The following is a 13,884-nucleotide window of genomic DNA, read 5'->3' as shown; positions in this document are numbered from 1 at the left end:
GGTCGGCGGTGACCCGCAGCGCCCGGGCCAGCCGGTCACGCGGGCGTGGGCGCGGCCGCACCGCCGGACTCCAGTTCCAGTCCCTCGTACGCGAGGGTCAGCGCCTCGATGGCGATCTCCTGCGCGAGGGTGTTGAGGTGGGCGCCGCGCCACCGGGTCGGCCACGCGTTGATCATGTTCCAGCGCAGCACCTCGGCGGTGCCGGCCGGGTCCAGCAGCACCACCGAGACGTTGCGCCGGCTCACCGTCCCCTTCGCCGCCGCGTTCACCCAGTCCCACAGCTCGCGGGACACGGTCAGGCCGAAGTGGAGGGTGACCGGGGCGTACTCGACCTGGCCCGGCACGGCCCGGATCCGCTCGTTGCCCGCCTCCCGGTAGCTGACCGACGGTATCTGCACCTCCAGGCCGCTGACCTCGGTGAAGTGCCCGTTGGTGATGCCGTTGATGAGCAGCTTGAAGTGGTAGGCCCGGTACGGGTCGACGGGCGCGCCCGGTTGCGGGGTGGCCGTGGTCGGCATGTCAGCCTCCGATCGTCTCGGTCTCGGTGCCGCCGGCCCACTGGCTCAGCTTGAACACCACGAACTCCGCCGGCTTCACCACCGCGATGCCGATGTGCGCGACCACCATGCCGGCGTCGCGGACGTCGGCCGGGTTGGTCTCCTCGTCGCACTTGACGAAGAACGCCTCCTCCGGCGTACGCCCGAGCAGCGCGCCGTCGCGCCACACCCGGGTGAGGAACGCCCCGATGTCCCGGCGGATCGATCGCCAGAGGGTGTAGTCGTTGGGCTCGAAGACCATCCACCGGGTGCCGTTGGCGATGGCCTGCTCGATGGCGATGGAGAGCCGCCGTACGTTGAGATAGCGCCACTCGCTGGCCTCGGCGGCGAGGGTACGGGCGCCCCAGAGCCGGATCCCCTCGCCGGCGAAGTAGCGGATGACGTTGACGCCCTTGGGGTTGAGCACGTCGTGCTCCGGGCGGGTGACCAGGTAGCCGAGGTCCACCGCGCCGCGTACCGGCTCGTTGGCCGGCGCCTTGTGCACGCCGCGCAGCGCGTCGGTCCGGGCCCAGATGCCGGCCACGTGCCCGCTCGGCGGGGTGAGCACCAGTTCCCCGCTGATCGGGTCGCGCACCCTGATCCACGGGAAGTAGAAGGTGGCGAACTCGGACTGCCGGGGCCGGTCGCCGGTCGGCCCGTCGTCGTCGTCCGGCTTCGGCCCGCCGTCGGCGGGTTTCGGGGCGCCGTCGGCCGGTTTGCCGGCGGGCTTGCCGGAGCCCGGTGTGGCGACCCGGGTGAGCCGGGAGATGTCGGCCACGTCCGGCGGTGGATCGCAGATCGCCACCATGGTGCGCAGCCGCTCGGCCATGCTGATCAGGGCGTCGTGCGAGACCGGGTCGTGGTAGCCGGGGGCGGCGAGGATCGAGATCTCGTCGACGGCCTCCAGCAGTTGCAGGCCGCCGCGCCGCCCACCGGTGCCGGTGAGCTGGCCACCCTCGCCGACGTTCACCACCCAGCAGCGGGTGCCGCCGTTGTCGAGGAAGCCGAAGACCGCCCGGGCCAGCGGGGTGCTCTCCGGCTGCTCGCCGTCGGCGTACAGGCGGACGAACTCCGACCAGCTGTTGACCGCCAGGGCCTGGTTGACGTGCGCGGTCCGGTTCGGGGCGACGCCGACGAAGGCGGCCGTGCTGGTGCCGACGGGGCCGATCGGGCGGGCGCCGCTGGGAACCTCCTCGACGTAGATGCCGGGGGAGAAGTAGGTGGGCATCGGTCCTCCTTGAGGAGTCAGTCCGGGGCGCAGACGATGACGAGGTCGGGATCGGCGGGGTCGAGGTCGGCGGTGTGGGTCCGGCCCCGCCCGACCAGCCGCACCCGCACCGGCCGGTCCGGGGCGTCCGGGTCGTGCGGCACGCCGACCAGCCGGAACCGTCCGGCGTGGTCGGTCTCCGTGGCGTACGGGGTGCCGGGCACCTCGATCCGCATCGCGGCGAGCGGCTGCGCCTCGGGGCCGACCACCCGGCCGTCGAGGGTGCGCATGCCCAGCTGCCGCAGCCGCAGCGGGTGACGTACCGGCGGCGCGGCGGGCAGCGGCCGGTCGATCCGGGCCGGCACGTCGAGCAGCAGCGCGGGCCGGGGAGCCACCCCGAAGGCCCGCCAGAACGCCGGGTCGCCGGTGCCGAGCACCACCTCCGGTTCGCCGGCCGTGGCGGCGGCGGCCAACACCCGGTCCAGTGCCGGCAGCGCGTCCGGTCCGGCGCCGGCGAGCAGCGACCGGACCACGAACCGGTACGGCTCGCGCGCCCCGCCGCCGGCCGCGGTCGGCCGGACCGGCCGCAGCTCCAGCGGCCAGACGGTGAGGCCGCCCGGGGCGTCGCGGGGCGGGCCGACCGGGACGGCGGCGCCCGCCGCCCCGGTCAGCCAGGCCGCGAGGTCCGCGACGGCCGCCTCGATCGCGCCGGTCATCGCGGCGGCGTCCCCTGGATCCGGTACGCGATGGCCTCGTTCCACACGTGCGGGTAGACGCCGATCTCGAAGTACCGGGTGAACCGGTTGATCGGGGCGTTGCTGTGGTCGTGCCAGAGCAGCCACACCGGGGCGATGGTGAACAGGGCGTAGTTGAGCACGACCAGCGGCAGGTAGAGCGGGCCGAGCAGCCGGGCCTGGAAGACGTGTACGTCCTCGTGGCGCTGGATGCCAGGGCTGGAGCCGGCGCAGACCGTGCCGATCGTGGTGGCGTACCGCGGGGAGACCCCCTCGACCAGGTTGACCCGGCCGCTGGCCTGGGAGACCACCCGGTCGAGCTGGTGCCCGAAGATCAGGTGCAGGGCGAGGTAGAGCGCGCCGACCACGGTGTTGAGCAGGCTCCACGTGTGGTCGACCACGAACAGGAAGATCCCCCGGGCGTCCGTGCCGTACGTGCCGGCCGAGGCGACCGCCCAGCCGAACGGGGCGCCGAGCAGCAGCCCGACCGCCGCCCCGATGAGCAGGCCGAGGGGGCCGCCGGCGAGCCCGCCGAGCAGGGCGCCGAGGCCGACGTGTACGGCGGCGCTGATGATGCCGAAGACCATGGCGGGTACCTCTTTCAGACCCACGAGCGGATGAAGCGGGGCTCGCGTCCCTGCGCGAGCTGGGTGGGCGAGGCGTTCGTCGCCTGCCGGTTGCCGGGTGGCAGCTGGTTGATGCCGAGGGCGGCGGAGAAGATGACCAGCCCGTTGAAGAACGCGATGATCCACTTTTCCGGTCCGGCGTCGTCGGCGAACCCCGCGGTCAGGTAGGACAGCGCCAGCGCGACGCCCAGGGCGAGCCACTTGCGCGCCTTGTCGCCGCTGGGGCCGAGCAACCCGCCGATGACGTTGGTGGCCAGCAGGGTGGCGGCGCTGGCGCCGGTGAGGCTGCCCAGCGCGGCCCAGGTGAAGAGATCGTTCACGGCGATCTCCCTTCGGATGGTGCCTACGTGCTCGGGGTGGTGGGGAGGTACGGCGGGCGGGCCGGTTGCGGCCGGTCCCGTCCGCCCGTGGTGCGGCACCGGGCCGGGTCAGGCCGGATGGTCGGCCTGGGGGGCCGGCGCGGGGCTGGCGGCGGCCGGGGCGACGGCCGTCGGGCTGGCGGCGGTCGGGGCGGCGCCCGGACCGCGGGGGCGGCGGAGCAGGAGGACGACGACCACGGCGACCAGCAGCAGGGCCAGTACGCCGCCGACCACCAGCAGCCAGGGGAAGCCGCCGCCGGCGGGGTCGGCCGCGGCCGGCGCGCCGCCCGGCGCCTCGGCCTCGGCGACCAACTCGGCCGGCTTGTTCTGGTTGCTGTCCACCTTCCAGGTCACCGAGCGGCCGTTGATCGTGCCGTTGGCGTCGAGGACCCGGCCGGGAAATGTCACCGAGATCTCGAACGACATCAGTTTGACGAAGGTCCGCCGGGTGTCCGCATTTTGTTCGGGCACCTTTCCGGCGTAACCGTCCGGGTCGAGCGGGAAGGAGAAGTGGTAGCGGTCGCCGGTGCGGATCAGTTTCACGCTGTCGCTGGTGAATTGTGACAACGGCGTTTTCCGGTAGCTGACCTGTACGCCGTAGTATTTGGCGTCCTCGTAGCGGCTCTCGTCTCCGGCGGGCAGCGTGGGCAACTGCCGTCGCATGTCGGCGAAGGCCGTCGGCACGTCGGGGTTGCGCCCCTTGAGCAGGCCCTTGTCGGCGGTGACCAGGAGTTGGCCGGTGACCGTGTCGTCGGCGTTCACGGTCAGCCCGAGATTGAGTTGCATGCAGCCGCTCAGCGCCGCCACGAGGGCGAGACACACCGCGAGCGAAAATACGCGGCTGCGGCGGAGTCTCCTATTCATGTGCCCAGTGTGTGTGATCGCTATCACGTCCAGCAGTCAGCGATCAGTCAGATGCCTGTCGCCGATCTTACGGGCCGGTCATCCCGTTCGGCCGACGCCGCGAACTTCGCCGGCCGATAACCTGAAGGGTTGACCATTTTCCACAATTGCGCGGCGGCCGCCGCCGTGCGGGCCGCCGCCGTCCGGCCGGATGTTGGCCCGCCTGCCCGCCTGCCCGCCGGCCGGGATGCTGGCTCGCCGGCGCGATCCGCCGTGCGGCACCGGCCGGCGTGACCGGCCCCACGGGGCGCGCGTGGTGTTCAACGCTGCTGGCCGCCCCGGCGCGACGCAGGATGGTGGGGCGAGGCGACGGGAGGCGGCGATGGTGCGGTGGGGCAGGGGCCGGCGGCGTGGCGGGGCCGGCCCGACGGTGCGGGCCCGTGCCGCCGTCCGGGCCGCCGCCGGGCGGCTCCGCCGCGGCTGGCCGCCGGTGGTCGAGGCCACCCTGGCGGCCACCGTCGCCTGGATCCTCGCCACCCGGCTGGTCGGCCACCCGCAGCCCTTCTTCGCCCCGGCCGCCGCGCTGATCGTCCTCGGCCAGGCCCGCGGCCAGCGGATCCACCGGGCCGTCGAGGTGGTGCTCGGGGTCGCCGCCGGCGTGCTGGTCGGCGATCTGGTGGTGCAGGCGCTCGGGCCGCGCAACACCGGGACGGTCCTCACCGTCATCCTGCTCACCATCACCCTCGCGGTGGCGGTCGGCGCCAGTTCGGTGACCGTCGTGCAGGCCGCCGTCTCCGCCCTCTACCTGGTGGTCGCCGAGCCACCGACGCAGGGGCTGATCCCGTTCCGGTTCGTCGACGCGCTGATCGGCGGGGGCGTGGCCGTCGTGGCCAGCCAGCTCGTCGACGCCCGGCGGCCGCTCGCGCCGCTGGTCGCCGAGTTCCGGCACACCTTCGACGACCTGGCCGGGGTGCTCGACGACATCGCCGGGGCGCTGGACCGCCGCGACGACGCGGCGGCGCTGGCCGCGCTGGAGCGGGCCCGGCAGGCCGACGCCGGGGTGGAACGGCTGCGCGGCGCGGTGCGGGCGGCCGGCGAGGCGCTCCGGCTCAACCTGCGCCGCCGCGCACAGCTGGGGCGGCTGCGCTCGGTGGAGGGTTCCATCCGGCAGATCGACTACGCGGTACGCAACGTGCGGGTCCTGGCCCGCGCGGCGGTCACCCTGACCCGCAGCCCGACGCCGGCGCCACCGGAGCTGGGCGACGCGGTCCGGACCCTGGCCGAGGCGGTGCGGTCGGCCGGGAACGCGCTCGCCGCCGACCTGACCGGGCAGGACGCCGCCGCCGACGCGCACGCCGAGCGGGTCGACGTGGCCGCCCTGACGGCGGTGCGGGCGGCCGGCCGGCTGTTCACCGCCGGTCAGACGCTGCCGCTCGCCATGATCATTGGCCAGGTCCGGGCCACCGCCATCGACCTGCTGCGCGGGGTCGGGGTGGACGACGACGCGACGGTGCTGAGCCGGGTCGACGCGGCCGTCGCCCGGCCCGGACCCTGACCGGGCTCAGCCCACCAGCCAGTCCACGGCCCGCTGCCGGATCTCCGCCGGCACCTCGTGCCCGCCGGGGAACTCGGCGTACTCGGCCGGGTAGCCGAGGGCGTGCAGGCGGGGCACCAGGCGCCGGCTGCACACGTCCACCGGCAACACCCGGTCGTCGGTGCCGTGCGAGACGAACAGCCGCGGCCGGCCCTGGGTCACCAGCGGCGCCGCGAAGCCGGGGGAGAAGGCCAGCACCGCGTCGACCAGGTCGCCGTTGGTCAGCCCCAGGGAGAGGGCGTACGAGGCCCCGTCGGAGAAGCCGCCGAGCGTCACGCCGTCCACCGGATAGGCCGCGAGCGTCCCGGCCAGCAGCGCGTCGATCCGGGCGACGTCCGGGCCGTACCCCTCGGCGATCAGGTCCCACGTGCTCGCGTCGGCCTGCGGGGCGAGCAGCAGCAGCCGGTGGGCGTCGGCCAGCGGCAGGAGCAGGTCCAGGCCCTGCCGGGCCGACCCGCCGGCGCCGTGCAGCAGCAGCACGAGCCGGTACGGTCCCGGGCCGCCGGACGGCACGTGGCGCAGCGCGGGCGGCCCGCCGGCCGGATCGGGGACCTCGGCCGGGCCGGCCGGGCCGGGCGCCGCCACGGTGACCGGCCGGGCGGTCAGCCGGCCGTGCCGGTACCCCGGCGCCGGTTGCCCCGCTGGCACGGGTCCGGTCACCTCGCCCGCCCCCACTCGCGGCGGGCGAGCGGCAGCCCCACCCAGAGCAGCAGCAGGACCACCGCGGTCAGGCCGGTGAGCAGCAGCGCGGCGCCCCGCGGGAGCACGAAGTCGGTGATCAGCAGCACCGCGCTGGCCATGGCGATCAGCAGGAAGCCCAGCGCGCCGCTGGACAGCCGGTGCGCGTACCGGACCAGCTCGGACTTGCGGCCGCGGCGGAACAGCGCCGCGTGCAGGGCGACCGGCGCGATGATCAACGCGGTCGCGGCGCCGGCGGAGACCAGCGCGACGAGATACGCGCCGCGCTGGAACGGGGTCACGCGCGGGAACCCGGCGGTGAACGGCAGGGTGAGCAGGAAGGCGAAGAGGATCTGCACGCCCGTCTGCGCCACGCGCAGTTCCCGCAACTCGTCGGTGAAGTTGCGCTCCAGGCGCTTCTTCTCGGTCTCCCTGGCCATCACCCTGCACCGTCCCGTCCGGCTCGGCCGCCCGGGGCGGGACCGGTACCCGATGCTAGAACGACGCGGGCCCGCCGCGCCGGTGTTCGAGGTTGGCGGCCCTGGTCACCGGCGGGAACCCGGGCTCGCCGACGCCGCCGGGCACCCGATCGTGCCGGCACGTTAGGTCCCGTCCGGAACAGGTATAGGGGGACGTGGCGACGGCCGGTGGCATCGGGACGGTGGCGGGTGGCGGACGGCCGGCCGGGCCGCCCAACATCCTCGTCGTCCTGGCTGACGACCTGGGCTGGGCGGATCTCGGCTGTTACGGCTCCACCCGGATCCGTACCCCCCATCTCGACCGGCTGGCCGCCGCGGGCCTGCTGTTCCGGCACGGCTACGCCTGCTCGCCGTGGTGCTCGTCGACGCGCATCGGGCTCTACACCGGGCGCTATCCCACCCGCCTGCCGGCCGGCCTGGAGGAGCCGCTGACCACGCGCGCGGCGGGCAACGGGATCCCCGCCGACCAGCCGACCCTGTCGTCGTTGCTGCTGGCCGCCGGTTACGAGACGGCGATGTTCGGCAAGTGGCACTGCGGGTGGCTGCCCTGGTACAGCCCGCTGCGCATCGGTTTCCAGCGCTTCTACGGCAACTTCGACGGGGCGATCGACTACTTCGAGCACGTCAACACCACCGGCGAGGCCGACCTGTACGAGGGGGAGACCCCGGTGGCGGAGGCCGGCTACTACACGTCGTTGATCTCCGACCGCGCGGCCGAGTTCGTCGCGGCGGACCGGGCCGGCCCGTTCTATCTGCAGCTCAACTACACCGCGCCGCACTGGCCCTGGGAGGGCCCGGGGGACCGCGACGTCGGTGCGGAGATCCGCCGCAGGTTCGCCCGGGAGCCGGTGCCCACCCCGCTGATCCACCCGGACGGCGGGTCCCTGGAGAAGTACGCCGAGCTGGTCGAGGAGATGGACGCGGGCATCGGCCGGGTGCTCGCCGCGCTCGCCGGGGCCGGGCGCGCCGATAACACGATCGTCGTCTTCACCTCCGACAACGGCGGTGAGCGATGGTCGAAGAACTGGCCGCTGGTGGGCGAGAAGGGGGATCTCGCCGAGGGGGGCATCCGGGTGCCGCTGATCCTGCGCTGGCCGGCCGCCGTGGCCGGCGGCCAGGTCACCGACGCGCCGGTGCACACCCTGGACCTGACCGCGACGCTCGTCGACGCCGGCGGGACCGTGCCGGACGAGCGGTACCCGCTGGACGGGGTGAACCTGCTGCCGTGGCTGGTCGACGGCGCCGACTTCCCCGCGCACGACCTGTTCTGGCGCACCTCCAACCAGGGTGCGCTGCGTCGCGGCCGGTACAAGTACCTGTTCGACCGCCGCGACCGCTCGGTGCTCGGCAACTGGCCGCGCCGCCCGGGTCCCTTCCATCTGCTCTACGACCTGAGCGTGGACGGCCGGGAGCAGGCGGATCTCGCCGGCCACCACCCGCAACTACTGGACGACCTGCGCGCGACCTGGACCCGGATCGACGCCGAGCTGCTGCCCTTCCCTCCAGAGCACCCGGGCGTGCCGACGACGGCCGAGCACAGCGAGCCGGACTGAGTCGGTGTGATGATGCTGCGGGATGTCCTTTCCGGGCTGGCGAACCTGGCGATCCTGCTGTTCGCCGTCACCTCGATGCTCTCGGTCGGCCTCGCCCACTCGGTCAAACAGATCCTCGGCCCGTTGCGTAACCTGTGGGCCCTGGCACGGGCACTGCTCGCCAACTTCGTGCTGGTCCCCCTCCTCGCGCTCGGCATCGTCCGGCTCTGGCCGTTCGACCGACCGCTCGAGGCCGGGCTGATCCTGGTAGCGATGACCGCAGGCGCACCGTTCCTGATCAAGCTGGCGGAGGCGGCCCGGTCGGACGTCGCACTCAGCGCCACGCTGCTGGTGCTGCTGCTGCCGGCGACCGTCGTGTACGCGCCACTCGCCGTACCCCTGGTGCTGCCGGAGGCGGAGGTCTCCGCGGTCGGCCTCGCGGTGCCGCTGTTCCTGACCATGCTGCTCCCCCTCGCCGCCGGCCTCCTGATCAACACCCGCTGGCCGGCCCCGGCCCGCCGCTGGGCACCGATCGCCAACCGCACCTCGACCATCACGCTCGTGGTGATCGTCCTGGCCACCACGCTGGCCGATATCCCGGGGATCGTCACCCTGTTCGCCGAGGGGGCGATCGTGCCCGCCATCGCGGTGATCGCGGGTGCGTTCGTGGTCGGCTACCTACTCGGCGGCAAGGACCGGACCGCCCGCATCGTGCTCGGGCTCGGCACCTCGCAGCGAAATATCGCGGCGGCGACGGTGATGGCGACGCAGGGCTTCGCCAGCAGGGAAACGGTGGTCATGGTGATCGTGACTTCGCTGGCGGGCTTCGCACTGCTCTTCCCTGCGGCAGCAGCGCTGCGCCGGCGTGAGTCCGCCACCGCCACCCCGAACGGTTGAGACGCCTGGTCCACGCTCGAACCAGACGCACGGGGGCGCCGATGCGTCACTCCACCGCTATCCGTACCACCTGGACGCCCTGGTCGACGCGCACCTCGAGGATCCGGGGCCCCTCGTGGCGCGGGATCACGCTGATGGTGCCGTCCCGTTCCAGGTAGGCGAGCCGCACCCGGGAAAGGTCGGTGTCGCTGCCCTTCTCGTGCAGCGCCTGGTCGAGGTCCATCCGGGAGATGTGCGCGTCACGCAGCGCGGCGGGGTCGGCCCGCCCGTCCTGGACCAGCAGCACCGGATGCCCCTTGACCAGCGGACCGAACCAGTGCAGGTGGTACGCGAGGGTCGCCATCAGCCGGTGCAGCAGGATGAGCACGAAGCCGGCGAGCCAGACGGCGAGCAGTCCCAGGGTGTTCGTGATGGCGCGGCTCAGCACCGAGCCGATCATGATCGCGACGACCAGGTCGAACGCGGTCCCCTTGCCGAACAGCCGCTTGTGGCCGAGGCGGACGATGATCACCGCGACCACGAAGGTCAGCACCGCCCGCACCGCCATCTGGCCGGGGTTGAGGGTGTCCGCGTCGATGCCCAGCACGGACCGCAGAAATTCGATCATCGGACGGGCGCCTTCCCCGAATGGTCAGAATCGGGACTAACCGGAGGCTACCGGGCGCGGCCGCGCGGCGGGGCGAAGCGGCGTTCTGCCGTGGGCGGGACGGATCCGGCGGGTGCTCCGAGCGCCCCGGCTGCCGCTACGCGCTCTCCCGGGCCACCAGCCGGGAGGGGAACGCGGTCACCGGCGGCACCGGCCGGCCGTCCAGCACCGCGCTCGCCGCCGCGGTGCCGATCCGGGCCACCGGATGGGTCGCCGTGGTCAGCGCCGGAGCGCTCACCGCCGCGTACGGGATGTCGTCGAAACCGGCCACCGCCACGTCGTGCGGCACCCGGATCCCGCGCCCGCGCAGCGCGGCGATCACGCCCAGCGCGGTGGCGTCGCTGACCGCGTAGATCGCGTCGGTGTCCGGCCAGCGGCGCAGCGCCGTCAGCGCCGCCCGGCCACCGCGCGCGGCGGTGAAGTCGCCGGTGACCAGCCGCACCGGCAGCCCGGCCCCCCGCATGAGCCGCTGGTACGCGGTCACCGACCGCTCGGCGCAGCTCAGCCAGCGCGGGCCGGTGACCATGGCGATCCGGCGGCGGCCGCCGGCGTGCAGGTGGCGCAGCACCGCCTCGGCGCCGCCCGCGTTGTCCACGTCGAACGAGGGGACGTCCGGCGAGCCGGCGCCGATCGAGATGACCCGCCCGCGCAGCCCGGCGGGCACCGCGTCGAGCACCGGCGTGGTGGTGTTGACCAGCAGCACACCGCAGACGCTCCGGTCGTCGCCGAGGCGGCGCAGCCCGGTCGGGGCGTCCCGCGGCAGCCACTCCAGGGCGACGCCGACCCCGTGCGGGGCGCACACCCGGGCCGCCGCGCCCACCAGGCGGTCCACGTACGGATCGTCGAGCACGGTGGCGTCGGTGCCGGAGACCGCCACGACGAGGCGTACCCCGGCGCCCCGGACCAGCGCGCGGGCGGTGATGTTCGGCACGTAGCCGAGCCGGTCCGCGGCGGCGCGGACCCGGTCCCGGGCGTCCACCGAGGCGAACCCGTAGCCGCCGAGCACCCGGGACGCGGTGGCCCGGGAGACGCCGGCCGCGCGGGCCACGTCGTCGAGGGTCGCCGGTCGGGCGGTGGATGGCTGCATGTCTGGTCCTCCCCGTGCTGGCCGTTCTGCCGGCATCATGCCCGGTCCGGGCCGGCCGGGGTAAGGGGCGGGGGCGTTTGTGGTGGTAGCGCTCTCAGGTGTGCGATGGTCGTCGGACCAACCCTGGGGGAGAGGACACCAGCACGGTGAGCGGCACCATCAACGCGCCGGCCGAGGCCCGCGGCGCGACCCCGTGGGCGGTCGTGGCCGCCCGCAACGGCGTGGCGACGGTGTTCGCCCTCAACGGGCTGGCGGTGGCCACCTGGTTCTCCCGGGTGCCCGCGGCCCGCGAGGCGCTCGGGCTCAGCGCCGGGCGGCTCGGCCTGCTGCTGCTGGCCATGTCGGCCGGCGCGCTGGTGGCCATGTCCACCGCCGGCCTGGTCACCCTGCGGCTCGGCCCGGCCCGTACGGTGGCGGCCTCGACCGCCCTGCTCGCGCTCGGCCTGGCCGTCGTCGGCCTCTCGGCCAGCCTGGCCGGTTCGCTGATCGGCGTCGTGGTCGGCCTCTTCGCGGTGGGGTACGGCTCCGGCGCCTGCGACGTGGCGATGAACGTCGAGGCCGCGGCGGTGGAGAAGCGCCTCGGCCGGACCATCATGCCCCGGTTCCACGCCGCCTGGAGTCTCGGCTCGGTGGCCGGCGCCGGTCTCGGCGCCGGGGCCGCGCGGCTGGGCGTGCCGGTCGGCTGGCACCTGCCGGTGATCGCGGTGCTGGTCCTGACCGGCACGCTGCTCGGTGTCCGTGCCTTCCTGGCCGCGCCGGCCGAGTCGGCCGATTCGGCCCGGTCGACCGACCACCGGCGCGCGCTGCTGGCCACCTGGCGGGAGCCGCGCACCCTGCTCATCGGCCTCTTCGTGCTGGTGATGGCGTTCACCGAGGGCAGCGCGAACGACTGGCTGGCGGTCGCGTTCGTCGACGGGTACGGGGTGAGCGAAGCCGCCGGCGCCGCCGTCTTCGGGGTGTTCGTGGTCGGGATGACGCTGGGCCGGACCGCCGGCACCGTGGCGATCGACCGGTGGGGTCGGGTGCCGGTGCTGTTCGGCACCATCGGGCTGGCCGTCGCCGGGTCCACCTGCGCCGTGCTGGCCGGCTCCGGCGCCCTGGCCGTGGTCGGCGTCGTGCTCTGGGGCATCGGTGCCTCGCTCGGCTTCCCGGTCGGGATGAGCGCCGCCGCCGACGAGGAGGACCGCGCGCCGACCCGGGTCAGCGTGGTCGCGATGATCGGCTACACCGCCTTCCTCGCCGGCCCGCCGCTGCTCGGCTTCCTCGGTGACCACCTGGGCATCCTGCCCGCCCTCGGTCTGGTGCCGCTGCTCCTGCTGCCGATCCTGGCCCTGGTCCCGGTCCTGCGCCCGCCGGCCCGCTGAGGGGCGGGCGGGCTCCGTTCGGCGCCCGCCCGCCGCCGGCCGCCGGCCGCCCGCCGCCGGCCGCCCGGCGCCCGTCGCCGGCCGCCCGGCGGTGGCGGAGAGGGCTCAGCTGACTGTCACCCGGCTCGCAGCGCGTTGACAGGTATCGGTGCTGCACTGGGAGGCACGCCGAGGAGAGGAGCCGGAGATGGGCTGGTTCAGCCGCCGGGCCACCGACCCGACCACCCCGACCAAGCTCGACCGCGAGGCGAACCGGGAGGACCTGGCCGCCCTGGCGGCGTTCGCGACCAGCCGCCGTGGGGTCGAGTTCTACCTGGAGCCGGAGACCACGGCCACCGACACCACGGTGGTCGCGATCGCCCACGACGGCGAGTGGATCCGGCGCCGGACCGGCTCGCCCCGGGTCGCCGCGAAGATCGCCCAGCGGCACGGGATCCCGCTCTACGAGGCGGCCCGCACCGGCTATCCGGAGCGGATGCGGGCCTGGAACCGCGCCCACCCGGAGCGCCGCGCCCGCTGACCGGGTTGCCGTCCACCCTTGACGGTGTACGGCGTACACCCTAGCCTGACCGAAGACGTGTACGCCGTACACCTCGACGGACGGGGTCGCCATGAACTCCACCCGCACTCGGGACTGGCTGGTGCCGGCCGGACTGATCCTGCTCAGCGCCGTACCGGTCATCGCCGGCGCGGCCCGGCTCATCGAGATCACCGGCGGCGCGACGGTGACGCCGGAGAACGCGCGCTTCCTCGCCTCGCCCGTGCCGGTGCTCGTGCACATCGTCGGCGCGACCCTGTACTGCCTGCTGGGTGCCCTCCAGTTCGCCCGCGGGTTCCGCCGCCGCCGGCCCGGCTGGCACCGGCTGGCGGGACGGTTGCTGATCCCCTGCGGGCTCGCCGCGGCCCTGTCGGGCGTGTGGATGGCGGCGTGCTATCCCCGGCCGCCCTTCGACCACGTGCTGCTGACCCCGATCCGGCTCGTCGTCGGCGTGGCCATGGCCGGCTGCATCGTGCTCGGCGTCGCCGCCGTCCGGCGTCGCGATGTCGCCCGGCACCGGGCCTGGATGGCCCGCGGCTACGCGCTCGGTCTCGGCGCGGGCACCCAGGTCCTGACCCACCTGCCCTGGATGCTGCTGGCCGGCCAGCCGAGCGGCCTCGGCCGGGTCGCGCTGATGGTCGCCGCCTGGGTGATCAACCTGGCCGTGGTCGAATCGGCGCTGCGCAGGCGGCCGGGACGGCCGGCCCGGACGGTCGGTGCCCCCGCGGCCGTCCTCGCCCGCTGACCCGCCCCGGCCGGGAGTC

Annotated in this window: 16 protein-coding genes; 6 read left to right on the top strand and 10 right to left on the bottom strand. The window is 74.5% G+C overall.

Features of this window, described 5'->3' with window-relative positions; all coding sequences use genetic code 11:
• Positions 1–35: 35 nt before the first annotated feature.
• The 6 genes from ACIBPB_RS04970 to ACIBPB_RS04945 form a co-directional block, all read right to left on the bottom strand.
• Positions 36–518, bottom strand: a complete 483-nt coding sequence (locus ACIBPB_RS04970; RefSeq protein ID WP_046564871.1) for a phage tail protein — start codon at positions 516–518, stop codon at positions 36–38.
• Between the two features lies 1 nt (position 519).
• Positions 520–1,764, bottom strand: a complete 1,245-nt coding sequence (locus ACIBPB_RS04965; protein ID WP_396838267.1) for a phage tail sheath family protein — start codon at positions 1,762–1,764, stop codon at positions 520–522.
• Positions 1,765–1,781: 17 nt separating this feature from the next.
• The gene (locus tag ACIBPB_RS04960; protein WP_396838266.1) at positions 1,782–2,459 is read right to left on the bottom strand and encodes a carboxypeptidase regulatory-like domain-containing protein; all 678 of its coding nucleotides are present in this window, start codon (positions 2,457–2,459) and stop codon (positions 1,782–1,784) included.
• Positions 2,456–3,064 carry a glycine zipper family protein gene (locus tag ACIBPB_RS04955; protein WP_396838265.1) on the bottom strand — a complete coding sequence of 203 codons (609 nt, stop codon included), beginning with the start codon at positions 3,062–3,064 and terminating at the stop codon, positions 2,456–2,458. Before ACIBPB_RS04955 ends, ACIBPB_RS04960 begins: the two co-directional genes overlap by 4 nt.
• Before the next feature lie 14 nt (positions 3,065–3,078).
• The gene (locus ACIBPB_RS04950; RefSeq protein ID WP_357322405.1) at positions 3,079–3,423 is read right to left on the bottom strand and encodes a hypothetical protein; all 345 of its coding nucleotides are present in this window, start codon (positions 3,421–3,423) and stop codon (positions 3,079–3,081) included.
• Between the two features lie 108 nt (positions 3,424–3,531).
• Positions 3,532–4,326 (bottom strand): LppM family (lipo)protein, encoded by a 795-nt coding sequence (locus ACIBPB_RS04945; RefSeq protein ID WP_396838264.1) that lies wholly within the window; start codon positions 4,324–4,326, stop codon positions 3,532–3,534.
• Positions 4,327–4,690: 364 nt separating this feature from the next.
• Here ACIBPB_RS04945 and ACIBPB_RS04940 point away from each other — a divergent pair, with 364 nt between their 5' ends.
• Positions 4,691–5,860 (top strand): aromatic acid exporter family protein, encoded by a 1,170-nt coding sequence (locus tag ACIBPB_RS04940; protein WP_396838263.1) that lies wholly within the window; start codon positions 4,691–4,693, stop codon positions 5,858–5,860.
• 6 nt (positions 5,861–5,866) lie between these two features.
• On the opposite strand, the gene ACIBPB_RS04935 is transcribed toward ACIBPB_RS04940, so the two are convergent.
• Together ACIBPB_RS04935 and ACIBPB_RS04930 are read right to left on the bottom strand one after the other, a co-directional pair.
• A complete protein-coding gene (locus ACIBPB_RS04935; protein ID WP_396838262.1) occupies positions 5,867–6,547 on the bottom strand; it encodes an alpha/beta hydrolase in 681 nt (226 codons plus the stop codon).
• Between the two features lie 8 nt (positions 6,548–6,555).
• The gene (locus tag ACIBPB_RS04930; RefSeq protein WP_396838261.1) at positions 6,556–7,017 is read right to left on the bottom strand and encodes a DUF6328 family protein; all 462 of its coding nucleotides are present in this window, start codon (positions 7,015–7,017) and stop codon (positions 6,556–6,558) included.
• Between the two features lie 194 nt (positions 7,018–7,211).
• Between ACIBPB_RS04930 and ACIBPB_RS04925 the strand changes: the two genes are divergently transcribed.
• Both ACIBPB_RS04925 and ACIBPB_RS04920 read left to right on the top strand, forming a co-directional pair.
• Positions 7,212–8,609 (top strand): sulfatase, encoded by a 1,398-nt coding sequence (locus ACIBPB_RS04925; protein ID WP_396838260.1) that lies wholly within the window; start codon positions 7,212–7,214, stop codon positions 8,607–8,609.
• Between the two features lie 12 nt (positions 8,610–8,621).
• Positions 8,622–9,485, top strand: a complete 864-nt coding sequence (locus ACIBPB_RS04920) for a bile acid:sodium symporter family protein (protein ID WP_396838259.1) — start codon at positions 8,622–8,624, stop codon at positions 9,483–9,485.
• Between the two features lie 46 nt (positions 9,486–9,531).
• Here ACIBPB_RS04920 and ACIBPB_RS04915 read toward each other — a convergent pair whose 3' ends face one another.
• Complete coding sequence (locus ACIBPB_RS04915) at positions 9,532–10,092, bottom strand: DUF421 domain-containing protein (protein WP_396838258.1); 561 nt, start codon at positions 10,090–10,092, stop codon at positions 9,532–9,534.
• Positions 10,093–10,228: 136 nt separating this feature from the next.
• A complete protein-coding gene (locus tag ACIBPB_RS04910) occupies positions 10,229–11,218 on the bottom strand; it encodes a LacI family DNA-binding transcriptional regulator (RefSeq protein WP_396838257.1) in 990 nt (329 codons plus the stop codon).
• A 146-nt stretch (positions 11,219–11,364) separates the two neighbouring features.
• On the opposite strand from ACIBPB_RS04910, the gene ACIBPB_RS04905 reads away from it, so the two are divergent.
• The 3 genes from ACIBPB_RS04905 to ACIBPB_RS04895 all read left to right on the top strand — a co-directional run bounded on the left by ACIBPB_RS04905 (position 11,365) and on the right by ACIBPB_RS04895 (position 13,865).
• A complete protein-coding gene (locus ACIBPB_RS04905; protein WP_396838256.1) occupies positions 11,365–12,582 on the top strand; it encodes an MFS transporter in 1,218 nt (405 codons plus the stop codon).
• A 187-nt stretch (positions 12,583–12,769) separates the two neighbouring features.
• Positions 12,770–13,102 (top strand): hypothetical protein, encoded by a 333-nt coding sequence (locus ACIBPB_RS04900; protein WP_396838255.1) that lies wholly within the window; start codon positions 12,770–12,772, stop codon positions 13,100–13,102.
• A gap of 121 nt (positions 13,103–13,223) precedes the next feature.
• Complete coding sequence (locus ACIBPB_RS04895) at positions 13,224–13,865, top strand: DUF2306 domain-containing protein (RefSeq protein ID WP_396838818.1); 642 nt, start codon at positions 13,224–13,226, stop codon at positions 13,863–13,865.
• Positions 13,866–13,884: the final 19 nt, after the last annotated feature.

It is taken from the genome of Micromonospora sp. NPDC049836, from assembly GCF_044465125.1.
Lineage (GTDB): Bacteria > Actinomycetota > Actinomycetes > Mycobacteriales > Micromonosporaceae > Micromonospora.
The sequence above is the reverse complement of the archived record's forward strand: the minus strand, read 5'-3'. Positions and strand labels throughout refer to the sequence as shown.